Origin of the sequence: Corallococcus macrosporus (assembly GCF_017302985.1) — a bacterium.
Taxonomy (GTDB): Bacteria; Myxococcota; Myxococcia; order Myxococcales; family Myxococcaceae; genus Corallococcus; species Corallococcus macrosporus_A.
Map to the genome: position 1 here is coordinate 24,837 of NZ_JAFIMU010000011.1, position 20,915 is coordinate 45,751.

Sequence of the window (20,915 nt, forward strand, 5' to 3'; positions counted from 1 at the left end):
ACGATGAAGCGAGGCCAATGGAGAGGAGCCTGGGGGCTGGCTGCCGCGCTGCTTGGGCTTCCGGCGATGGGGCAGCTCGAGGAGCCGCCCGAAGACGCGCCGCAATACTCCTGCTTCGAAGCGGCACGAGAGGCCGGCGTGTTGAGCGAAACCAACGCGGCCCAGCTCTGCCAGGGAGCCCGTTCGGACGCCCCGGCGAAGTGTTTCCAGCGAGTCCAGGAGGAAGGGTTCCTCTCAGAGCCGCAAGCGCTCCAGCTCTGCCAGTATGCCCAGCCCTCGGATGATCCCGCGTCCTGTTTCCTCAAGGCGCGGAAGTCCTCGTTCCTGGACGAGACACAGCTCCTGCTGCTCTGCCGCCCGCTCATCGCGGATCAGATGAACCTGTATCCCTACGGTCTTTGACTCAAGGGGCTGAGCGCCCGCCAATCGCAGGGAACCGCTCGTAGGCCCGCAGGAGCGCGTCCAGGTGGGCAGGGGTGTCCAGGTCGAGCGGCGCGTCGGTGAGCTGCACGACCCATCCGCCCGACTCCGTGCGACGCGCTCGCGAAAGCAGGTCCGCATCCCGGGCCGGGTCCGGGAATCCAATGGCCTGCGCGGCAGCGGCCGACCAGTAGTTCAACCACCCAAGGTAATAGGGAATCTCAGGCGAGCGGATGTGCTCGAAGAGCTTCAGTGCGGGAAGCCCTCGGCGCGGGGACGGTGGACCTTCCAGAGTGGGAGCAGTCTGATACGCGATGTCCACAGCGGTGTCGTATGGCGTCGCGTGTCCCCATGACGCGCGCGCTCCTTCCGCCAGGCCCTCGATTACAGCCGCCGCTGACGCGATCACAGGCTCGTCCAGGGGCATTTTTGCGTGCACCTCAAACTGGGCCTGACCGCCTGCGCTGAAAAGCCCATCTCTTGCCCTGCCCCAGACCGTCACGGGGTAACGCAGGTCCCCATTGCACACGATGGGAAATCCGCCGTCCTCAATGCTGTCAAGGAGCCAAGCGTCTCGTTGCGGCAATGCAATGGGGCGCCCGCCTTTGGAGAGGCGCCAATCTAAGCGCAAGCCGGGCAGCGCCCTCTCCATTCCATGAACGCAATCAGCAGTGCGTCGGTCTTTTCCCACGAGCGCAGGCGCATAGACAATGACAGCAAGTTTTCTTCGCGCAGTCATCGCTTACACCCTGTGACAACAACATTCAGAGACTGGTCCGCCTGCTGCAGCGCGTCTTTATGCACTTGAGTGCTCACCCCAACAACAAAGCCATACCCACACGCCGTCGCAGCTCTTCTTTCTTTCGTCAGCTGCTTGACTTCTTTTGCAATCTCTCGCTCCTGGACAAAGTCATTGTAAGTGTCGAACTGATGGGTCTTGATCTCCCACAGCTTGGGCACGCCGACTTGCAGCGCATCGAAGCGTACACCGTCCACAAGCACGTCCATGCCGGGATAACGGTTGGGCGGGAACTCGTCGGCGCACTCATTATGCGCGTCGTCTTCGCCTGCGTGGGGCACGGGAACAGGCTCGCAACTGGCGCGGCCCGTCTGGCCCACGGGCACGGGCGGCACCGGGGGCTGCCTGCTCTGCCCCGCTGGCTGGGGCTTCAGCCTGGGACTGCGTTGCGCTTCAGCTTCCCGGGAGGCCACCTTCGTTCCACGTGAGGTCCCTGCTTCCTCGGGGTAGGCGTGGCGGAACTCATACGCATCCAGCTCTTCCTTGATGGCGGCGGCGACCACCACCACGCCAAGCACGATCACGGCTCCCACGGCGATCTCAGGGGCCGCCAGCACGCAGAACCCGACTCCCACAGCGGCGGCGTCAGCGGAGGCGACCGCGCATCTTCCCTCCGTGTCGTGGAACTCGATCCGGTCATGGTCGAGGGCCGGGTAGCAGCGCTCCACCAGCACGGGCCAAGGCTGGGAAGCCTCACGAACGACGCACCGCCCCCTGTCCGACCACGGCAGCGTCGCTGCGCGCTGGAGGTTGGCGTGCCTCGGATTCCGCGCCGCGCGAGCCGCTGGGCTCGGCGCGGACGTAGCGCAGGCAGAGAGGAAGAGAAGAAGTGCGATGCCTGCTCGGAGATGCATGGTCCCGTTCTAAACGACCGCGCATGAATCCCGATCGGCTCGGAGGGTAGGCAGGCGCTGGGAGCTGAAGGAAAGGGGCAGGAGCTCGCGCCGTTCGGCCTTGTGTGCGCAAGAACCGGATGAAGAAGCGAGCCCTGCCTCAGGGAAGGCAACAGCTGCGCCTGCGATGTCCTGACCGCAGGCGGCTGATTCGCTGGGGAGAGAGGACTGGCTGCCCGCTCACCCTGCGGCGGTGCCTGGCGGTAGCGAAGGTGGCCAGTGGTCAGTCACGGGCGCAAGCAGCGCGGCAGTTGCTGTGCGCCACGTCCACGGTGGTGTCCGCGGTTCAGCGCTTCCAGAAGTCAGGCCGAGAAGGCCTCTCGGACAGGCGCGCTCAGAATGGGCCACGCAAAGTGGACGAGCGATTTCGGCAGACGCTGCGCCGGGTGCTGGAAGGCACGCCGCAGCAGTCCGGTTGGCGGCGCACGACGTGGACGCGCGAGTTGCTGGTGCGTGAGGTGCAGAGGCGAGGCCGGGTACGCGTCTCGCCCGCGACGATGGGACGCGCCTTGGCCTCGGTGGGAGCCCACAGAAGGCGTCCGCGTCCCGTGGTGCGCTGCCCTTGGCCGGAGCGCCGACGTCGACGGCGCCTCTGGCAGCTGAAATGCCGTGCGGCCTTCGCCCGGCCCGACGAGCCCGTGCTTTTCGAGGATGAAATGGACGTGCACCTCAACCCGAAAATCGGCCCCGACTGGACGTTGCCCGGACAGCGCAGAGAGGTCGTCACTCCCGGCAACAACCAGAAGCGTTTCGTGGCAGGGGCGCTGGATGCGAGCACGGCCCGGATGACTTGGGTGCAGGGGGAGAAGAAGACGAGTGCGCTCTTCATCGACCTGGTGCGCGCCGTGGACGCCGCCTATCCCAGAGCGAAGCGCCTACATTTCATCCTCGACAATGCCGCCACCCACTCCAGCAAAAAGACGCAGAAGGCGCTGGAGGCTCTGGGTGAGCGGCTGGTGCTGCACTTCCTGCCGCCGTACTGCCCGGAGGGCAACCGCATCGAGCGCGTGTGGTGGGACGTGCACGCCAACGTCACCCGCAACCATCGCTGCAAGAAGATGGAGGCGCTCATGACCGAGGTGGACGCCTACCTCGACGCACGGAACACCCAGAAGTCCGCCAGCCCCTTGCTGCGCGTCGCCTCCGCTCGACGCGCAGCTTGAGACCGTTCGAGAATCACGATCGGTCGTTTAGCGCGGAGGCGAGCGCCGTGGGGCGCGGCCTGCTACGTGGGAGTGGCCGGGATGACTCCCTCGCGGTTGTCTTTGAGGAGCTGGGTGATGCGGACCTTCGCCTGGGGTCCCAGCGTGGGATTGAACATCAACGACGGCAGATAGAAGCGGTAGGTGCCGCCGTCCTGCCAGCGGTCCGTGTTCCAGACCTTGTCACAGCGAATCGACGCCAGCACATCCTCCGGGGCCACCTCCTCACAGGCCACCTCCCGCGCCGCGAGTGGCCACGCGACCTGGTCCTCGTGTGAATCGAAGATGGGCGGGTAGTACTTTCGCAGCAGCTCCACCTCCGCACGCTGCTGCTCGTACGTGTTGAAGCCCTCGCGGAGGAAGCACACGAAGACGTAGGTCTTCGTCACGGCCGTGTCGTTCGGGAAGATGGTGGCCCCGGTCACCCGCGCCGAGAAGCAGTGCGCGGACTCCGGGAAGATGTCGCCGACCTTGGGAAAGGCCTCCTGGTCCAGGGTCATCCCGATATACGAGTTGGTGCGGTACTGAATCGTCCATGGCTTGCCGCCATCGTCATCATTCTTCCGCACGGGAAAGCCCTTCTTGAAGATCTTCAAGCAGGTCAGCGGGCTGGGCAGGTTGAGTCCGCGAAACGCCAACATGTTCAGCGGGCCCTGCCGGTACGTCACATCGGTATAGGCAAACGAGGGCTCGAACCCGATCTCCGCGGTCCAGAGGAAGTACGCATCGCACCTGTCGCACGAATACATGGATGCGTTCGTGTTGAAGATGCCGTCCGCTCCCTGCCGCGTTACGTCATCCGAACGGCAATTGAGCAGCGGACACCGGGGCTTGAAGACCATCGTCTGCTTGCTCTTCTCCATCGCCACGACCTGCTGCGCCTGGGTCAGCGCTCCGAGCACCGGGGCGGAGTGACGCCGCTCCAGTCGCGGTGGGCCGGGCTGCCGGTTGACCTCCTCGTTGAGGAGCTTCTGGCAGTAGCGACAGGACGTGGCGCGCCCTTCGGACATGAAGGTCTTCATGCAGCCGTAGCACTTGTAGAACGGCATCGACGCACCTCGCCCACGGGAGCAGCGCCGGCCCTTGGCGCGTGGAGACCCGCCTCACGCCAGTAGCAATTCAGGAGCCACGCGCAGGAGCCCGGCGTCCACCACGAACCCCTCTCGCGAGACACCCGGAACGCGTCCGCACAAGACGCGCCCGCGTTGCCCAGGGACGCGAAGGGGCCGCGCACACCGCACCGCAGCGGATGCGCCCCAGGGCATGCCGGCGCTCATTGCGGTGCGCGGTGATACCGCTCAGTCGACGGTCAACAGCACGAACTTGTTGTTGATGTCCCGGTCCACGGGCGTCACCACGTGGTCCGGCCCCACCGCGTCGCGCACCAGGTTGAGCCGGTTGTGCTCCACCAGCACCCATACCCGGCCCGGCCGCGCCGCCAGGTTGCGCATTCGCGTGCTGGCGTCGCGGGCGCGGAACTGCTCCACCGTGTTCTGCGAGTAGAACGTCTCACCGCGCCAGTTCATCATGTACGCGACGATGGGCTCGTCCGCCTTGCGCTGCTCGTAGTAGCGCCAGAAGAGGTCACGCTGCGTCCAGTGGTGGGCCAGGTCCACCCAGTGGCTCCAGTTGAACCAGAGGGCCACGCCCGCGGCGAGCACCCAGAACGTACCGAACAGCATCACCCGCGCGCGCCTGAGGGCCGCCACCACCGCCAGCGCCCCGGCCACCGCGAAGGTGAAGCCCAGCGTCCTTTTGATGTTGACGGGCTCGGTCAGCGCCTTGAGCAGCGAGTCCTCCGCCACCGGCTGGCGGAAGCCCCTCACCGCGAGCGCAACGCCCACCACCGCGATGAGGCCCGCCACCGTCCGCAGTGACAAGCGACCCTCCGCGCCCGGGCGAGAGGACTGCCAGCCCAGGAAGCCGGCCACCGCCAGGAACGCCAGCCCCAGCAGCGCCTCCGCGGACACCTGCGCCCGCGACGCCACCGCGCCCAGCGTGGCCGCACCGGACAACAACAACAGCAGTGCCACCGCGCGCGCGCCCGGCGAAGCTTTCTCCTTCGCGCGGGAGGCGAACGCGTCGAACGCGAGGTACACGCCGAAGGCCAGCAGCACCAGCGTCACCAGGTCACCCGCCCACAGCGGGCGAGCGGCGAAGAAGGCGATGGGCTTCGTTACCAGGTCCTGCGGATACGGCCGGTCGTAGTTGAAGACAAACAGGTCGGTGAAGTTCTTCGGGTTCTCCGCCAGGTCCTTGCCCACGAGGATGAAGAGCATGAGCCCGAAGATGAGGCTCACCGCGTGCGCGGAGATGCCCTCCTCCCACAGCCGGTCCGCGAAGAGGGCCAGCAGGATGGCCAGGCCCGGCAGCACGGGGAAGACGTAGTGGTGGAACTTCGTGGCGCTGGAGGACAGCAGCCAGAACGCGAAGGCCACCCACAGCACGGCGATGAGGGCCAGGTGGTCCGCCTTGCTCGCCGAGCGCAGGCGCAGCCGCGACACGACGGCGAAGGCGCCGGGCAGCAGCGCCACCCAGGGGAAGATGGCGAAGCCGCCCTGCTCGATGAAGTAGATGAAGGTGCCGCCCGGCGTGGTCGTGTAGACGCCCGCCGTGAGGCGGTTCAGGTGGTCGTGGATGAAGAAGCGGTACCAGAAGAGCTTGCCCTCATCGTCCACCTCCTTGAAGAGGGACAGGGTGAGGTACCAGGGCACCGCCACCGCGAGGAACACGAGGATGCCCGTGCCCAGGTGCATCCGGAACATCTGCCCCCACAGCACGGGCATGGGCAGCCGACCCTCGCGCACGTCCTTTCGGAAATCCTTGTCCGACAGCCAGCGCAGGTGCCGCTCCACGCTGCCGCCGTCCCAGGGGATGACGGCCAGCGCCGCGTACAGCACCAGGATGACGGCGGGCAGGCCCACGCCGAGCAGGCCCTTGGCCAGCGTGGCCAGGCCGGCGAAGAAGTAGAAGCCGTACCACCACGCGGCGCGGTGCTTCGTCGTCTCATCCAGCTGACCGATGAGCGCGCACGCCATGGCGCAGATGAAGGTCGTGACGAAGGGCGTGTCCGTCACCGTCTGCCGCGTGAGCAGGAAGTACAGCGGCATGGTGGCCAGGATGAAGCCCGTGGCCAGGCCCGCGCGGTGGCTCACCACGCGCGCCACCGCGAGCGAGAGGAGCGCCACCGCGGTGATGCTGAGGAGGGCGAAGGGGATGCGCATGCCCCACTCGGTGTAGAGGGCCACCGCGCCGCTGCCGCGCACGGTGCCCACCACCTGCATGCCCAGCGCCTGCATCCACATGGTGAGCGGAGGCTTGGAGAAGAAGTGGGCGCCTTCCCAGAAGGGATACACGTAGTCGCGGCGCTCGATCATCATCCGAGCCACCTCGCCGTAGTGCGTCTCCCAGCAGTCCCACAGCCCCACCGCGCCCAGATACGGGAGGAACAGGAGGGCCGCGAAGCCGGCGGTGGCCACCACGACACGCGTACTGAAAGGCAGCCGAAGCCACCGCTTCATCCAGGTCGTGGAGAGGGTTTCCTTGCCGAGAATGGCCTCGGTGAAGGTCTGCTCCGGCTGCTGTTTCCCTTCGCTCGCCACGGACTGAAGCTCCTTGAGTCGTTTCGGCCGGGTGGACCGTGCAGGTCACCGTATCCCAGACTCACCGGGTGCGGAGGAATGCCTTGACGCTCGGGGCCTGGACCTCCTGGGCCTTGATGCACAGACGGATGGACTCCAGGGCCCGGGCGAGTGCTCGCGGACCGCCTTCAATCTTGCCCACGCGGGGCGAGAGGAACGTCTCCACCTGCGCCAGATCCATCTCGTTGCAGAGGTTCCCTGTCTGTCCAATCAGCCGTCCCAGCTCATCCGAGCGCAGCCGCTGGCTCAGTGCATCGAAGTGCGTCTGGTAGAAGTTCCACGCCAGGGACTGCGACTCCGGCGACATCAGCGCCATGCCGAGGATGACCTGCGAATCGCGCACATCGAAGTCCGGTGAGACCACGACGCCCAGCGCCCGCCACAGCAGGTCCGGGTTCCGGAAGTACGCCAGCGACGACAGCAGCCGGGAACGCTCGCTGCGGTCCTGCTCCTGCTTCGCCGCCTCCAGCAGCGCGTCGAACAGCGCCGCGTCGCCATGCGTCGCCGCCCGGGGCAGCGCGCTGCCAAACGCCTCCGGATCCACCGACTTCCGATCCGCCAGCCACGCGCGCACCAGGGGCAGCGCTTCCTTCACCAGTTGCGGATCATCCCCGGTCCCACCGGCCAGCCGGAGGAACAGCGAGCGCGACTCCTTCACCGAGTCGTCCTCGCCCGGCTTCGGCACCCAGCCCATCGCCCTTGCGCGTGCGGAGTAGAGCGACGCCACCCACGCGCGGAAGCGCTTGCGCTCCTCCTGCGTGAGCTGATCCACGCGCACCTGCCCGAGCAGCGAGGCGCCGCTCTGCACCACGAGCCGGTTCGCCGACTTCGCCGAGGCCGGCACCGCCTTCAAGGCCTCCCCCAGCGGCAGGTCTCCGCGCGACACCGCCGCGTCCACGTCCGCCCAGAGGGCCACCTGCTCCGCCGGGGTGAAGGCTGCGACCGGTGTTGCGAGCAGCTTCGTCAGTTGCTCGCGCGTGTAACCGCCGCGGTAGTAGCCCGTGCCGCCCGCGTTGAGCAGCACCCACGCCGGGCACTGCTTCGTGGGCAGCGCCACCTCCGCCGACGGCCCCTGCAACATCGAGCACACCCGCGACGACTGCGTCCCCGTCCCTACGCGCAGACACACGGGCACCTGCCACTCCTGCTTCGCGTCCGCCTTGGACCCCACGGGCAGGTAGCGCTCCTGTGACAGCTTCACCGCCGGCGCGCCGCCCGCCGGGCACGACACCTGGGCGGTGATGCGCGGCGCCCCCTTCTGCACGATGAACCCGCCGAAGGACCGCGCCACCTCCGGCCCCGCCGCCTGGGACAGGTCCGCGAGGAAGTCCTCCATCGTCGCGACCTTCCAGGCGTGCTTGCGGATGTAGCCCCGGATCACGTCGCGGAAGCGCTCCGGCCCCAGCCAGGCCTCGTACATGGCGATGACGGACGAGCCCTTGTCATACGTGGTCCCGTTGTCGAACGAGCCCACGATGTCGTCATTGCTCTCCACCGGCTTGCGCACGGGCAGCGCGGCCTCCAGCGCATCCGACTCCAGCGCGGACCGCGTCGCGGACATGGCGCGCTCCTGCTGGTAGTCCCAGGACGGCTCCAGCCGGTCCACCGTCTGCCGGTCCAGCCACGCGGTGAAGGACTCATTCAGCCAGATGTCGTTCCACCACAAGCAGGTGACGACGTCGCCGAACCAGTAGTGGCCCAGCTCATGGTTGGCGATGACCGCGTAGGACTTGCGGCGGACCAGCGTCTCCTCTTCGGGCCGGATGAGCGTGAGCGGCTGCCCGAGCGCGACGATGCCCGGGTGCTCCATGGTGCCCCAGTACCGGGGCACCACGGCCACATCCAGCTTCTCGTACGGATACGGCTGGTCGAAGAAGTCCTCCAGGCCCTTCACGATGCGAGGCGTGATGCTCGCGGCGTAGCGCGTCTCCGCGCCCCGGCCCTTCGGGACGATGAAGCGCAGCGGCACGTTCGTGCGGCCCACGGTGCCCGCCTCCACCACGTCGAACGGCCCCACCATGAAGGCCACGAGGTAGCTGGGCATCGGCTTGCTCTCCGCGAACGTGACGCGCTCCAGCCCGTCCGCCAGCGGTTCGCGCGACACGACGGGATGGTTGGCCAGCGCCACGTGTCCGGCCTTCACGGTGAAGCGCAGGCGCCACGGCACCTTGAAGGTCGGCTCATCGAAGCACGGGAAGGCACGGCGCGCGTCGATGGGCTCGAAGAACGTGTAGAGGTAGGGCTCACCACCCTCGGTGACGCCATAGAGGCCCTGGCTGCGCTCGCGGTCCACCTTGCCGGTGAAGTCCAGCAGGAGCTGTGCCTTGCCGACGGGCAGTTCCTCCGGCAGCAGCAATCCCAGACGTCCCTCGTTCGCGGTGACGGGCTTCGCGTCGAACGTGCGGCCATTCACGGTGACGCGCGCCCGGGTGACGTCCACGTCCTGCGCGTGCAGCCACACCTGTCGCACCGGCTCACGGACCTCCACGTCGATGGTGACGCTGCCGGGATACGTGTCCTCCGATGGCACGAGCTTCAGGTCCAGCGCGTAGTGCACGGGCCGCACGGTGTCCGGCAGCCGCAGCGCGGGAGGCAGGGCCTCCGGCCACGACACGGCGGCGGACGGCGCGGGAGCCGGCGGGGCGGCCTCCGGCGCGTGCGCACAGCGGACGGTCAACACCACCAGGACAAGGAGTGGGATCAGTCGCATGGGGGCGCAGCCTAGACCAGGGGGATGCCGCGTGAGGTACTGTGTGCCCTGATGGCGGAAAGCCGGAACCCAACCTCCATGCCCCTGGGAAGTCCACGACACGAGAGCCTTCTGCGCGACGTCGCAGTTCGTCTCGAAGCGCTGAAACCTCGCCTTGCCTCGGCGCGGCTGACGCCCCAGATCCAGGGCCTTCTAGCCGCGATTTCACGGCACGTCACGGCGGCGAACGAGTATCTGCTCGGTGCACGTCGCGGCATGTCGCTTCCACGGATGGATGTGGAGATGCACCTGGAGCAGGCGCTCGCGCGTTGCAAGGAACTCGAGGCAGCGCTGAATCGAATGTAACGGGCGCGCTGTCCCGGGAACCGCGACGGTCCCAGCTCCCCCCGTTTCAGCGACAAGCCGAGGGAAAACTCGTTTCGTTGCAGCCCAGGCCTGCCTCCTTACGCAGTAACCGACAGTCGGGGCCGGGGGCTCTCACGGGTCCCCGCGTCCCGCGTGTCTTCCAGATGCACGCGGCGGTGGACTGGGCAAGGATGCGCCCCATGTCCAACCTCCAAGGCAAGACCCTCTTCATCACCGGCGCCAGCCGCGGCATCGGCAAGGCCATCGCGCTGCGCGCCGCCCGTGACGGCGCCAACATCGTCATCGCGGCGAAGACGACCGACCCGCACCCCAAGCTGCCCGGGACCATCTACTCGGCGGCGAAGGAGATTGAAGAGGCCGGTGGCAAGGCCCTCCCCTGCGTGGTGGACATCCGCGACGAGGCGCAGATCCACGCCGCCGTCGCCAAGGCCGTGGAGACCTTCGGCGGCATCGACATCCTGGTGAACAACGCCAGCGCCATCAGCCTCACCGGCACGCTGGAGACGCCGCTCAAGCGCTTCGACCTCATGCACGGCATCAACACGCGCGGCACCTTCGCGTGCTCGCAGGCGTGCATCCCGTACCTCAAGAAGTCCTCCAACCCCCACATCCTCAACAACTCGCCGCCGCTCAACATGGAGCCGCGCTGGTTCGGCCCCCACGTGGCCTACACCATTGCGAAGTACGGCATGAGCCTGTGCGCCCTGGGCATGGCCGAGGAACTCAAGGACGACGGCATCGCCGTCAACACGCTGTGGCCCCGCACCGTCATCGCCACCGCCGCCGTGCAGAACCTGCTGGGCGGTGACGACACCATCAAGGGCAGCCGCACCCCGGAGATCATGGCGGACGCCGCGTACGCCATCCTCACCAAGCCCAGCCGCTCCTTCACCGGCAACTTCTGCATCGACGACGAGGTGCTGCGCGCCGCGGGCGTCACCAACTTCGACAAGTACCAGTCCGTGCCCGGCGCGGAGCTGCTGCCCGACTTCTTCCTCTAAGGACGTCCGGCCTGAAGGCCCCATGCCCCCGCGCAAGCTCCAGCGACACCTGGTCTGGCTCGAGTCCTTCACCGCCGCCGTGGAGGCCGGCAGCATCGACGCCGCCGCGGAGCACCTGGGCGTCGCTCGCTCCGTCGTGAGCGAGCACATCCGCGCCCTGGAGGAAGTGCTCGCGGATGGCGCCGCCCTGCTGGAGCGGGGGCCGGGCCGGCGCCTCCAGTTGTCCGCGCGCGGCGAGCGCCTCTACGCGGGCACCCAGACGCCGCTGCACCAACTGGACGTGAAGCGGCTGATGGACCTGGCCCGCGTGGAGCCCACCCTGCGCCTGGGCCTCAACCCCACCCTCTCCATGTCGCTGCTGGGCGGCATCGCGCATGACGCCGCCGCCACCGACCTCAAGCTGGTGGTGGGCTTCGGCGGCTCGCATGAGCTCATGCGGCAGGTGCAGACGCGGCAGCAGGACCTGGTGCTCGACTTCACCCCCCTGCCCCCGCATGAGGGCGTGGACACCGAGTCCCTGCTGCGCATGTCCTTCGTCGTCATCGCCGGCCCTGACTCCGCGCTCGCGAAGGCGCACGCGTCCCGCCGCTCCCTGGACGTGAAGGACCTCGACGGCCAGCGCTTCGTGGACTGGCTGCGGGACGACCCCTACGGCGGCGCCAACAGCGCACGCTTCGCCGCCCACGGCGTCTCCGTCACGGAGGTCGGCCGCGTGGAGAGCTTCCTCCACCTCTATGAGCTGCTGCGCGCCTACAAGGCCTGCACCATCGCCCCCGACGTGCGCCCCACCCAGCCCTTCCCGCCCGACCTCCACGTCTGGCCCCTGCGCGAACAGGAGCCCCAGGTCGTGGAAGTGGTGGCCCTGTGGCCCTCCGGCGGCCTCAGCCCCGGCGGCCAGAGCATCCTTGACGGGCTGCGTCGTCGGCTGAACAAGCGACGATAATCCGACGAAGACGTCGATTTCTGCCGGATTTCCGTCTTCCAGTGCGATGCGTATTCTTCAGGAGTCCTGTTTCTCTTGAAGGAGCCGCCCCGATGACCCCCACGGAACGGACCATTGCCCGCCTTCCCGCGCACCTGCGCCGCTACGTCGTGGCCCAGGACTACGCGGCCTACACGCCGCGCGACCAGGCGGTGTGGCGGCACATCCTGGGGCAGCTGCGCGAGCACCTGAGCGACAAGGCGCACCCCGTCTACCTGGAGGGCCTGGAAGCGACGGGCATTGGCGCGGAGGCCATCCCCAGCCTGGACGAGATGAACGAGAAGCTGTCCAAGCTGGGCTGGTCCTGCGTGGCGGTGCGCGGCTTCATCCCGCCGGCGGTCTTCACGGAGCTGCAGGCGCTGGGCGTGCTGGCCATCGCGGCGGACATCCGCACGCACGAGCACATCCAGTACACGCCCGCGCCGGACATCGTCCATGAGAGCGCGGGGCACGCGCCCATCATCGCGAACGCGCGGTATGCCCAGTACCTCAAGTCCGTGGGGCTGGTGGGCTTCAAGGCCATTGCCAGCGTGGAGGACCAGGCCGTCTTCGAGGCCATCCGCAACCTCTCCGTGGTGAAGGAGGACCCGACCGCCACCGAGGAGGAGATTGCCCACGCCCAGGCCCGCCTGGAGGCCGCCAACGCCAGCCACCGCTACATCAGCGAGAGCACCCGCGCGAGCCGCCTGTACTGGTGGACGGCGGAGTACGGGCTGATTGGCGACCTGAAGCACCCGCGCATCTACGGCGCGGGCCTGCTGTCCAGCATCGGCGAGGCGAAGCACTGCCTGACGTCCGCGGTGCACAAGCTGCCGCTGGGCGTGGCGTGCGCGGACACGGACTACGACATCACCCGCATGCAGCCGCAGCTCTTCGTGGCGCGCGACTTCGAGCACCTCTTCGAAGTGCTGGCGGAGTTCGAGTCCACGCTCGCGTGGAAGCGCGGCGGCGACTTTGGCCTCAACGAGGCGCTGCGCGCCCGCACGGTCAACCACCTGGTGCTCGCGGACGGCCGCGAGGTGACGGGCAAGGTCGTGGAGCTGCTGCCGGCCCCGAAGGACGTGGCCCCCGGCCTGTCCACCGCGCTGGCCCGGCTGGAGGGCCCCATCCTCACGTCCCAGAACGGGCACGCCCTGGACAAGCCGTTCAGCGGCGCGGCGCTGGTCGCATTTGGCCAGGGCACCCTGCCGGAGCGCGGGAGCTTTAGACTCGCGCTCGACAGCGGCCTGGTGCTGGAGGGCTTCGCGGTGGGCGGCGGCGAGGTGATTGCCCTGAGCGGCACGCTGGCGGGGCGCGAGCTGACGCTGCCGTCCATGGCGCGCCTGTACCTGACGGAGCGGCTGCCGTCCGTGGCGGGTGGCCCCGCCGACCCGGGCACCTGGGACGAGTGGTTCGGCGAGATGGACGCCTTCACCGCGGGCGACGGCGAGGCCCAGGCGCGCGAGCGCAAGGCGCAGGCCCTGCACCCGTCGCTGGCGGCCCTCTACACGGAGGTGCGCCGCATCCGCGAGACGGGGCAGCTGGCCCCCGAGCGGCTGGAGCAGATCGCCCGCGCGTCCTCGGACTTCCCGACGGACTGGCTGCTGCGCGCCGAGGTGGCGGAGCTGCGCGGCGAGGTGCCCCCGCGCCGAGACACGGCGCACGCGTAGACCGCCTGGCTTCAATGACAGACGGATGACGTGAAACGGCCCGGTCGACCTCCTCACGAGGTCGCCGGGCCGAATCACTTCCTGGGGGGTATCTCTTCGCCGGGACTAGCCGTTGATGCGCACCATCGCGACGTCGTAGTGGCGGTCCGTCACGTAGCCGTTCGCGGCCTTGCCGGGGCGGTACATGTTCCCGGTCTTGTCATCCACGTAGAAGCGGTTGTTCGGGTTCGTGTCCTTGCCCTTGCTGGCGTTGGTCGTGCCCGGGTCGTGGAACGTGTAGTAGGTGCGGCCCTTCTCGTCGACGCCGCGGCCCGTGATGGTCACGAAGTGGTCCGTGAGGCCATCCACGTTGTAGTTCGAGTCCTTGTGGCTCACGCCCACGACCACCGGCTTGCCGGCGTTCAGCTGCTGGTCGATGTACTTGCGGCCCTCGGCGGCCTTCTTCGAGTCCACGTTGAGCGCGCCGACGCCGTTCTCGCTCTTGCCCACCTGGATGCGGCGGTCGGGGCCCAGCACGTTCGCGCCCTTCGCGCCCGCCATCGCCACCGCGGCCTTGAAGCACGCCGTGTCGCTGGGGGTGTAGCCGTGGCCGCCCTCGAACTGGCTGTAGTACGGCACCTTCACGTGCACCGCCGGGCCCGACTTGGACGGGGCCACCTGCTGCGTGTCCGTGCGGTCCGCCTCCGTGGTGGGCTTGGAGGTGTTCGTCCCCTGCGTCGTGCCCGGCTTGGAGCCGTTGCTCACGGACGGGGGCACCACGCCCGTGTTGGTGTTGGACGGCTTCGTCGTGCCGCCCGCCTGCTCGTTCTTGAGCATGGCGAGCGCGTCCTTCACCTCCGACTTGAAGCGGTTCGCCACGCCCTTCTGCACGTCCTTGGAGTTGCCGGAGAAGTGCACCAGGGTGCCGCTGGCGTTCGTACGGCCGCGCTCGGCGTAGATGTCCTTGATGAGCTGCTCGTCGCTCACCTTCGCGGGGTCGCGGCCGGCCAGCGCCTTCTTGAAGATGTCGTCCGCCGCGCCCGGGCCGTGCTGCACGGAGGTGGACCAGGCCACGTCACGCAGCGCCGCGGAGCGCTTGTCCAGGTCGATGCCCGTCGCCTTCTTGATGTTGGCGGCGCCCGGATCGTAGTGCGTGGCCTTGATGTAGTCGTGCTGCGCCTTGTCGAAGCCCTTCGGGTCCTTCGCCGCCAACTGCTTCCACTTGGCGGAGAACTCCGCGGAGCCCGGCTTGCTGCCCGACAGCGCCTGGTAGTAGTCCGGGTTCGACTTCTTCAGCGAGTTGACGAAGGACTGCGCGGAGCCGTTCGCGGACGCGAACTGGTAGGAGCCGTAGGACACGCCGCCCTTGTCACCCTTGCCCGTGGACACGGTGCCGGGGCCGCGCGCCTCGTACTTGCGGCTCAGCGAGCCCAGCTCTCCGCCCGCCTGGGTGCTGGTGCCGCCCTCGGGGGAGGGGGTCGTCTTCTGCGTGCCGTTGGTGGACTGCGTGAAGCTGTCGCCCGACGTCTTGGTGCCCGAGCTCGACTTCGTGCCCTTCGACTCGAAGCCGTCCCCCCGCACCTTGAGCGTCTGGCCCGCGAGGATCTTGTTCGGATCCTTGATGTTGTTCGCCTTGGCCAGCGCGTCGACGGTGGTGTCGTAGCGCTTCGCGAGCCCGGAGAGCGTGTCGCCCGAACGAACCTTGATGTTGGAGACGGTCATGGGGAGCCCCTCATGTCAGGCCGCGAACACAGGCGCGCGGACGTGCTTGGAATGCGGTGATTATCGAAAGGCAATCCGCTCAGTTTCGCATTCCCAGTCACAATCGCGCTAAACCAGTGATTCCAGTGACTTCAGTTTCGACAGATCAATCCGCCGAGACTAGAGAACCCGCCCAGGAGGCCCAATCGGATGTCCAGGATCCAACCGGATTTCAAAAGTATGGCGTTGCTGTTTGCCGTATGTGTCATGGGCGCGGTCCCGGACGCCCTGGCCCAGCAGGGGGCTGATGGCCTCACGGGGGTCTATTCGAGCAAGAGCGGGACGCTGGCCATCGTCGAGGGCAGCAACGAGACGCTGGTGCACTTCTCGGGGTCGTTCCCGCAGGGCAGCAGCGCGGGCACCTGTGATTGCGCCTGGGTCGTCCAGAAGAAGACGGCCACGGCCTGGACCCTGAGCCAGACGGATGATCCGACGCCCTGGACGCTGCGCGTCAATCCCAAGCAGTTCGTGCTGGAGTCCGGCCCGACGCCTCAGTGTTGCGGTGCGGGCTACCCGGGCAAGGACTCGTTCGCGCGGAGCACGTCCAAGCCGCTCGGCATCTGCAAGGTGAAGGCGTCCAAGGCGGGCTTCCACGCGTCGGACGCGGCCAACAGCGCGCGCAAGGCGTTCGTGGTGTCCGGCGACGCGGTGGAAGCGTACGTCGACCCGCTGGAGCCGGACTTCCTCGCCGCGCGCTTCCAGGGGCCGCAGAAGGCCACCGCGGGGTTGATCAAGCGCGAGGACCTGGACTGCGCCGCGGACTCAGCGCCCACGACCGCCAAGGCGCCGGTGGCCTCGGACAAGCTCCAGCCCTTCGCGGGGACGTGGGTGGAGCTGACGCGCCAGGGCAAGGGCTTCGTCGTCCTCAAGCCCTGTTCCGCCGCGACGCGCAGCTTCACCGTCAAGCCCGCGACGGGCGAGGTGGAAGTGCAACTGGGCCAGGAGGCCACGACGCTGAAGGTGACGTCCGTGGAGCCGGGAAAGGGCGCCGGGGCCTGGGTGCTGGGGCTCACGTCCTCCGACGGCAAGCCGGAGGCGCTCCAGTGGAAGACGGCCGACGCCGCGAAGGGCACCGTGACCGTGACCAGCCCGGACCTCTTCTCCCAGAGCCACGACTACGTGCGCCAGGAGAAGAAGTCCGCGTTCCCGTCCAAGCAGGAGACGGGCTGCGACGAGTACGAGCGCTGACCTGTCGTCGCTCCGGCGTCAGGGGGTGGAGTCTCCGGGCGGCTTCGGCGCGTTGTGGGCGGACAGGCGCGGCTGGCCTCCGGGGCCGAGCAGGCCCTGCATGGCGTCGAAGAGGTTCAGGTTGGAGCCGCTGGGGAGGAAGACGACCTTGTCCAGGCCCCCGACGACGGCGGCCTGCGCCTGCGCGGCCACGGCCTTCACGAAGTTCTCCCCTCCTCCCAGGGACTCCACGCGCTGGCGGAACTGCGAGGCCTCCACCTCCGCGAGCCGGGACTGGCGCTCCACCTCCAGGTCGTTGAGGCGCTGCTGGCGCTCCAGCGTCACCTGGGTGGTGAGCCGTTCACGCTCGGCCTCCGCCTCGGCGCGGATGCGGGAGGCGCGAGCGTCGGACTCGGCGCGGGCCAGGGCCTCTTCGCTCTCCACGCGGGCGCGCTCCAGTTGTGCCTCCGCCTCCACCTTGGCGCGGCTGAGCGTCTCCAACTGGTGGTTGCGGTTCTGCAGTTCGATGAGGGATTGGCGCTCGGCCTCTGACTTGCGGTGGCTGGCGATGTCCGCGAGCTGCTTCTCCTCCTCGCTGCGGATGCGCTTGAGCTCCGCGGCGGCCTGGGCCTCCTGGCGCGAGGCGTCCAGTTGGATCTGGATGTTGGTGTCGATGGCCTCGCGCAGCTTCAGGGCCGTCTTCTCGTCGACGGGGGCGATGTCCTTGATGTCGATGTCGATGATGCGCAGCTGGTTCTCGGAGAAGAGGCGGTCCTTGCGCGCGCGGCCCGCGTCGTCCATGCCGAAAATGGCGCGGCGGATGAGCACGCTGGCGTTCTTGTGGAAGGTCTCGAACTCGTTCTCCGCGGCGACCTGGCGGATGCGCGACGCGAGGTTCTCACACACGTACCCGATGAAGTCGTTCACCCGGAAGATGGCCTTGTCCTTCTCCGGATCGCCCTGCACGTCGAACTGCCACTTGTAGGAGAGCTTGATGCGCAGCCGTGCGTGGTCGCGCGTAGCCACCTCGAACAGGTCCGTGGCGAAGTCCGGCCCCAGCCGCAGCATCAGCACCTTGAGCTGGCGCGGGCGCTTGGGCGTGCTGCCGGACAGGTCCAGCACGGTGACGTCCTCGTACGGGCGCAGCATCACCTTCGCGGGGCCGAACTCCACGCGCGCGTGGTTGGTCTCGAAGTCGTTGATGAGGACCGCCGTGTTGTCCTCGATGCGCAGCACGATGGCGCGCGTGCGGTCCCCCTTCTCCGCCGGAGTCGAGGGACGCGGCGCGCGGGCGTCCTTCAGCTCCACCGGAGGGGGCAACGGCGGAGCCAGGCCCAGCAGCGCCTCCGCGTCTGGAGACAGCCGCTTCTCGTGCAGCTCCTGGTGCGCCTCCGGCATGAACTGACACGGCCCCTGGACGAGCGACACCTTGCCCGAGCGCAGGTCGCGCACGTACAGACCTTCCCCCTGTCCCAGCGACAGCGCGGAGATTTCACGGTGGATGAGGACCTTCTCGCTGGGCACGTAGGTGCGCGGCCCCCGGACGATCCATGTGTCACCGGCCTTGCGAGCGCGCGGCTCGCCGCCTTCGTTCTCGGAGAGGTCGTCCAGCGCCTGGAGCTTCAGGCCCTGGAGCTCCGACAGGACGTGCTTGCGGCGCACGTCCCCTTCCAGCGCTTCACCGGGCTCCAGGAAGAAGACGTCCGGACCGGAGACGACCTTGCGGCGACCCTCCTGCACGCGGCCGGTGGCGCGGTCCACGGGGTTGAGGATGACGCAGTACTCGGTCTCCTTGAGGACGCGGGCCTTCTCCAGCGACACGACGGTGACGGCCTCGCCCGGCACGTAGCGGCCGGGGCCGCGCACCAGCCACTCGTCACCGGCCTCGCGGCGGCGGGGCGCGTCCGCGACGCTGGTGTCCATGAAGGCGGTGAGCGCGCGCAGCCGCAGCGCCTCGGACACGCCCAGGACGTACTCCGGGACGATGTCGCCCTCCAGCTCCTCGCCGGGGTACAGCGGGAAGACCTTCGGGCCCACGCGGACTTCTCGGTCGCCGACCGCGACGCGGGCCTGGCCGAAGTCGTCCAGCGCCACCTGGCCGTCCACGCGCACCACGGGGTTGCGCACCACGCACCAACTGCCAGCGCCCACCTCCACCATGCGCTCCTTCGCGACGAGCGTCAGGTGCGCCTCCAGCGTCAGCACGCGCGGGCCAACTTCCATGAGCACGACGCCGCGGTTGGCGTCCTCGATGTAGGCGTACTCGCGGTTCTTCAGGGAGATGCGCTGGATGGCTTCGGTGCTGGGGGCGGACGGCACGGGACACCTGCTCGGTCGGGAGGGATTGCCCGTGAGCCATTGCGAGCCGCGTGCCTCTCTCCTCCGCCCTGGGATGGCTTTTCCCTGCTCCGGACTGGCGCGGCCGCCCGCTCCATTCCGGTCCGGACAGTGCGCCAGGCTGGAGCACCGGCGAACTTGGATCACCTCTCCGCGTCTGTTCGAATGCCCTCGCAGTGTGGGCCCGGATGCTCCGGCCCATTCCCCCCGGAGGAAGCATGAACACGTCGCGACTGAAGCGGGTCCTTCCCGGACTTGCCCTGATCATCGGCGCCATGGCGGGCTCGGCCCTGGCCATGGTTCCCGGCCCGGCGCCGGAGACGACCGACACGCAAGCCGTCCGGATGATCTGCTCGGCCAGCTGCAAGCCTTGCTACACCCAGAATGACTGTGGCCAGGGCGAGGGCTCCTGCGGCGTCTGGCGTTGCATCAACCCGTAGCGCGAAACCCAAGAGCCTCCGAGTCCAACGACCCGGAGGCTCTTGCCCGGCCGTCAGCCGCGAGCAGCGCGGGCGTCGCGGCCCCGGGCGCGGGCGGCCTTGGAGAGCACGTCGCTCCCCTTCTCCTCGCCCTTCATCCAGGCCTTCATCGCGGGCACCACCTGCTTGCTCCAGGCGCGGCCGGCACGCACGGCCAGGAAGTCCTGCACCAGCGCGTCGATCAGCGCGGAGAGCTGCTCGGTCAGCTCCAGACGCTCGGAGAGCTGATCATCCTCTTCCTCCGTCATCAGCGCGGGCAGCTTGGCGGCGCGGATGTCCAGGAACTCGGAATCGAGCGTGACTTCGTACTCGCGCTCACCGTGCGACACGCGCAGCCGTGCCTGGGACACCAGCAGGCCCCGGTCCAGCGAGTGGCGCACGTTCTCCGAGTACGGCGCCAGCGTGCCCTTGGCGCTCATCTCCGTCACGTCGCCCGCCACGCCGCGCAGCACCACCTTGCCCAGGAAGAGGACGACGACGCCCGCGCCGTCGTGCTCGACCAGCGGGTCGCCCGACTCCGAGCGCCACAGCAGCCACGTCATGAACTCGCGGCCCAGGTAGGCCCGGCCGCGCAGCAGCTGTTCGCGCGCCTTGCCCTTTTCGACCTCGGCTTCGTCCTTCTCCTCCTCGGTGGCGACGCCGTCCACGCCGACATCGCCCCGCGCGAACGCCGCCTCTTCCCTCGCCTGCTCACGCCTCGCCATGGGCGTCCTCCACCGAAGCCGTCGCCGGCAGGTCCATGCCAATGAGCTCCGCCGTGGGGCCCAGGGCCTTCTCGTCGATGCCCGCGCGCTGCGCCATGGACGCGGGCGTGATGCCAATCACCTTCACCGCCAGGGCGCCTTCCAGCGCCACGCAGATCTCATCCACCGTCTTGCGCGACGCGGCCCAGACCTGCACCGTCTGCGTCTTCAGGTTCCACGTCACGTCCAGCACGCTGGTGCGCGGGACGGCGCGCTGACGCAAGAGCTGCTTGAGCTCCGCGCGCTGCTTGTTCTTCTCCGCGCGCGCGGGCGGCCGGCCGTTCTCCTTGCCGAAGGCGGCGGACCACTTGTCCAGCTCCGACTTCATCATCGACCCGGGCACCTTCAGCGTGTCGATGCGGAAGGCGAACAGGGCGTACTCGCCATAGAAGAGGTTTCCGGTGGCGAACTCGGAGGACTCCGGGTTCTCCAGCTCCACGAACCCGGCGGCGCGCTCCTCCTCGGAGCGGCGGTCGATGGGCTCGAAGGCATGGGACTTGAGTCCCTTGGTCAACCAGCGCTTGACGTCGGACGGCGCATCCTTGGCCGGCTCGGTCCGGAAGCGCGAAAAGGTCACGGCACCACGTAGGACAGGCATGGGGCGCGGCAGGATGGGGGGCCTGTGACGCCGCGTCAAGGCACTCGGTGTGGCTGGACGCCACGGCCCGGGAATAGCCCGCGCGCGAAACCGTTTGCCCGACCGCCGTCCAACCGTGCACGCCTCCGCCCCACCCCGCTGGCGGGAAACCATGACACTCCCAGGCACGCGACATACGGTGGCCGCCG

General features: G+C 68.4%; 17 protein-coding genes. 8 read left to right on the forward strand and 9 right to left on the reverse strand.

Annotated features, from left to right (window positions below):
• Window positions 1–66 precede the first annotated feature (66 nt).
• Complete coding sequence (locus JYK02_RS33010) at window positions 67–402, forward strand: hypothetical protein (protein ID WP_242589486.1); 336 nt, start codon at window positions 67–69, stop codon at window positions 400–402.
• 1 nt (window position 403) lies between these two features.
• On the opposite strand, the gene JYK02_RS33015 is transcribed toward JYK02_RS33010, so the two are convergent.
• Both JYK02_RS33015 and JYK02_RS33020 read right to left on the reverse strand, forming a co-directional pair.
• Window positions 404–1,159, reverse strand: coding sequence for a DUF5953 family protein (locus tag JYK02_RS33015; RefSeq protein ID WP_207056893.1), 756 nt, complete (start codon window positions 1,157–1,159; stop codon window positions 404–406).
• Window positions 1,156–2,073 (reverse strand): DUF6310 domain-containing protein, encoded by a 918-nt coding sequence (locus JYK02_RS33020; RefSeq protein ID WP_207056894.1) that lies wholly within the window; start codon window positions 2,071–2,073, stop codon window positions 1,156–1,158. The genes JYK02_RS33015 and JYK02_RS33020 overlap by 4 nt, the downstream gene beginning before the upstream one ends.
• Window positions 2,074–2,192: 119 nt before the next feature.
• On the opposite strand from JYK02_RS33020, the gene JYK02_RS33025 reads away from it, so the two are divergent.
• Window positions 2,193–3,275, forward strand: coding sequence for an IS630 family transposase (locus JYK02_RS33025; RefSeq protein WP_431603473.1), 1,083 nt, complete (start codon window positions 2,193–2,195; stop codon window positions 3,273–3,275).
• 62 nt (window positions 3,276–3,337) lie between these two features.
• Here the strand turns inward: JYK02_RS33025 and JYK02_RS33030 are convergent, their stop codons facing one another.
• The 3 genes from JYK02_RS33030 to JYK02_RS33040 all read right to left on the reverse strand — a co-directional run bounded on the left by JYK02_RS33030 (window position 3,338) and on the right by JYK02_RS33040 (window position 9,665).
• Window positions 3,338–4,363 (reverse strand): hypothetical protein, encoded by a 1,026-nt coding sequence (locus JYK02_RS33030; RefSeq protein WP_207056895.1) that lies wholly within the window; start codon window positions 4,361–4,363, stop codon window positions 3,338–3,340.
• A gap of 249 nt (window positions 4,364–4,612) precedes the next feature.
• Entirely contained in the window at window positions 4,613–6,916 is a 2,304-nt protein-coding gene (locus tag JYK02_RS33035) for a glycosyltransferase family 39 protein (RefSeq protein ID WP_207056896.1), read from the reverse strand.
• A 61-nt stretch (window positions 6,917–6,977) separates the two neighbouring features.
• Window positions 6,978–9,665 (reverse strand): M1 family metallopeptidase, encoded by a 2,688-nt coding sequence (locus JYK02_RS33040; protein WP_207056897.1) that lies wholly within the window; start codon window positions 9,663–9,665, stop codon window positions 6,978–6,980.
• A 78-nt stretch (window positions 9,666–9,743) separates the two neighbouring features.
• On the opposite strand from JYK02_RS33040, the gene JYK02_RS33045 reads away from it, so the two are divergent.
• From JYK02_RS33045 to JYK02_RS33060, 4 genes are all read left to right on the forward strand, one after another.
• Window positions 9,744–10,010 carry a hypothetical protein gene (locus JYK02_RS33045; RefSeq protein WP_207056898.1) on the forward strand — a complete coding sequence of 89 codons (267 nt, stop codon included), beginning with the start codon at window positions 9,744–9,746 and terminating at the stop codon, window positions 10,008–10,010.
• A 200-nt stretch (window positions 10,011–10,210) separates the two neighbouring features.
• Window positions 10,211–11,032, forward strand: a complete 822-nt coding sequence (locus tag JYK02_RS33050; protein WP_207056899.1) for an SDR family oxidoreductase — start codon at window positions 10,211–10,213, stop codon at window positions 11,030–11,032.
• A 22-nt stretch (window positions 11,033–11,054) separates the two neighbouring features.
• Window positions 11,055–11,975: a LysR family transcriptional regulator gene (locus JYK02_RS33055; protein WP_207056900.1), complete on the forward strand. Its 921-nt coding sequence runs from the start codon at window positions 11,055–11,057 to the stop codon at window positions 11,973–11,975.
• 92 nt (window positions 11,976–12,067) lie between these two features.
• Window positions 12,068–13,663 (forward strand): aromatic amino acid hydroxylase, encoded by a 1,596-nt coding sequence (locus JYK02_RS33060; RefSeq protein ID WP_207056901.1) that lies wholly within the window; start codon window positions 12,068–12,070, stop codon window positions 13,661–13,663.
• Between the two features lie 105 nt (window positions 13,664–13,768).
• On the opposite strand, the gene JYK02_RS33065 is transcribed toward JYK02_RS33060, so the two are convergent.
• Complete coding sequence (locus JYK02_RS33065; RefSeq protein WP_207056902.1) at window positions 13,769–15,364, reverse strand: LysM peptidoglycan-binding domain-containing protein; 1,596 nt, start codon at window positions 15,362–15,364, stop codon at window positions 13,769–13,771.
• A gap of 219 nt (window positions 15,365–15,583) precedes the next feature.
• Between JYK02_RS33065 and JYK02_RS33070 the strand changes: the two genes are divergently transcribed.
• Window positions 15,584–16,591, forward strand: a complete 1,008-nt coding sequence (locus tag JYK02_RS33070; RefSeq protein WP_242589487.1) for a hypothetical protein — start codon at window positions 15,584–15,586, stop codon at window positions 16,589–16,591.
• 18 nt (window positions 16,592–16,609) lie between these two features.
• Here JYK02_RS33070 and JYK02_RS33075 read toward each other — a convergent pair whose 3' ends face one another.
• Window positions 16,610–18,889: a hypothetical protein gene (locus JYK02_RS33075; RefSeq protein ID WP_207056904.1), complete on the reverse strand. Its 2,280-nt coding sequence runs from the start codon at window positions 18,887–18,889 to the stop codon at window positions 16,610–16,612.
• A 236-nt stretch (window positions 18,890–19,125) separates the two neighbouring features.
• On the opposite strand from JYK02_RS33075, the gene JYK02_RS33080 reads away from it, so the two are divergent.
• Complete coding sequence (locus tag JYK02_RS33080; protein WP_207056905.1) at window positions 19,126–19,347, forward strand: hypothetical protein; 222 nt, start codon at window positions 19,126–19,128, stop codon at window positions 19,345–19,347.
• Between the two features lie 53 nt (window positions 19,348–19,400).
• Here JYK02_RS33080 and JYK02_RS33085 read toward each other — a convergent pair whose 3' ends face one another.
• Window positions 19,401–20,090: a hypothetical protein gene (locus tag JYK02_RS33085; RefSeq protein WP_207056906.1), complete on the reverse strand. Its 690-nt coding sequence runs from the start codon at window positions 20,088–20,090 to the stop codon at window positions 19,401–19,403.
• Complete coding sequence (gene rdgC / locus JYK02_RS33090) at window positions 20,077–20,727, reverse strand: recombination-associated protein RdgC (RefSeq protein WP_207056907.1); 651 nt, start codon at window positions 20,725–20,727, stop codon at window positions 20,077–20,079. The genes JYK02_RS33085 and rdgC overlap by 14 nt, the downstream gene beginning before the upstream one ends.
• Between the last annotated feature and the right edge of the window lie 188 nt (window positions 20,728–20,915).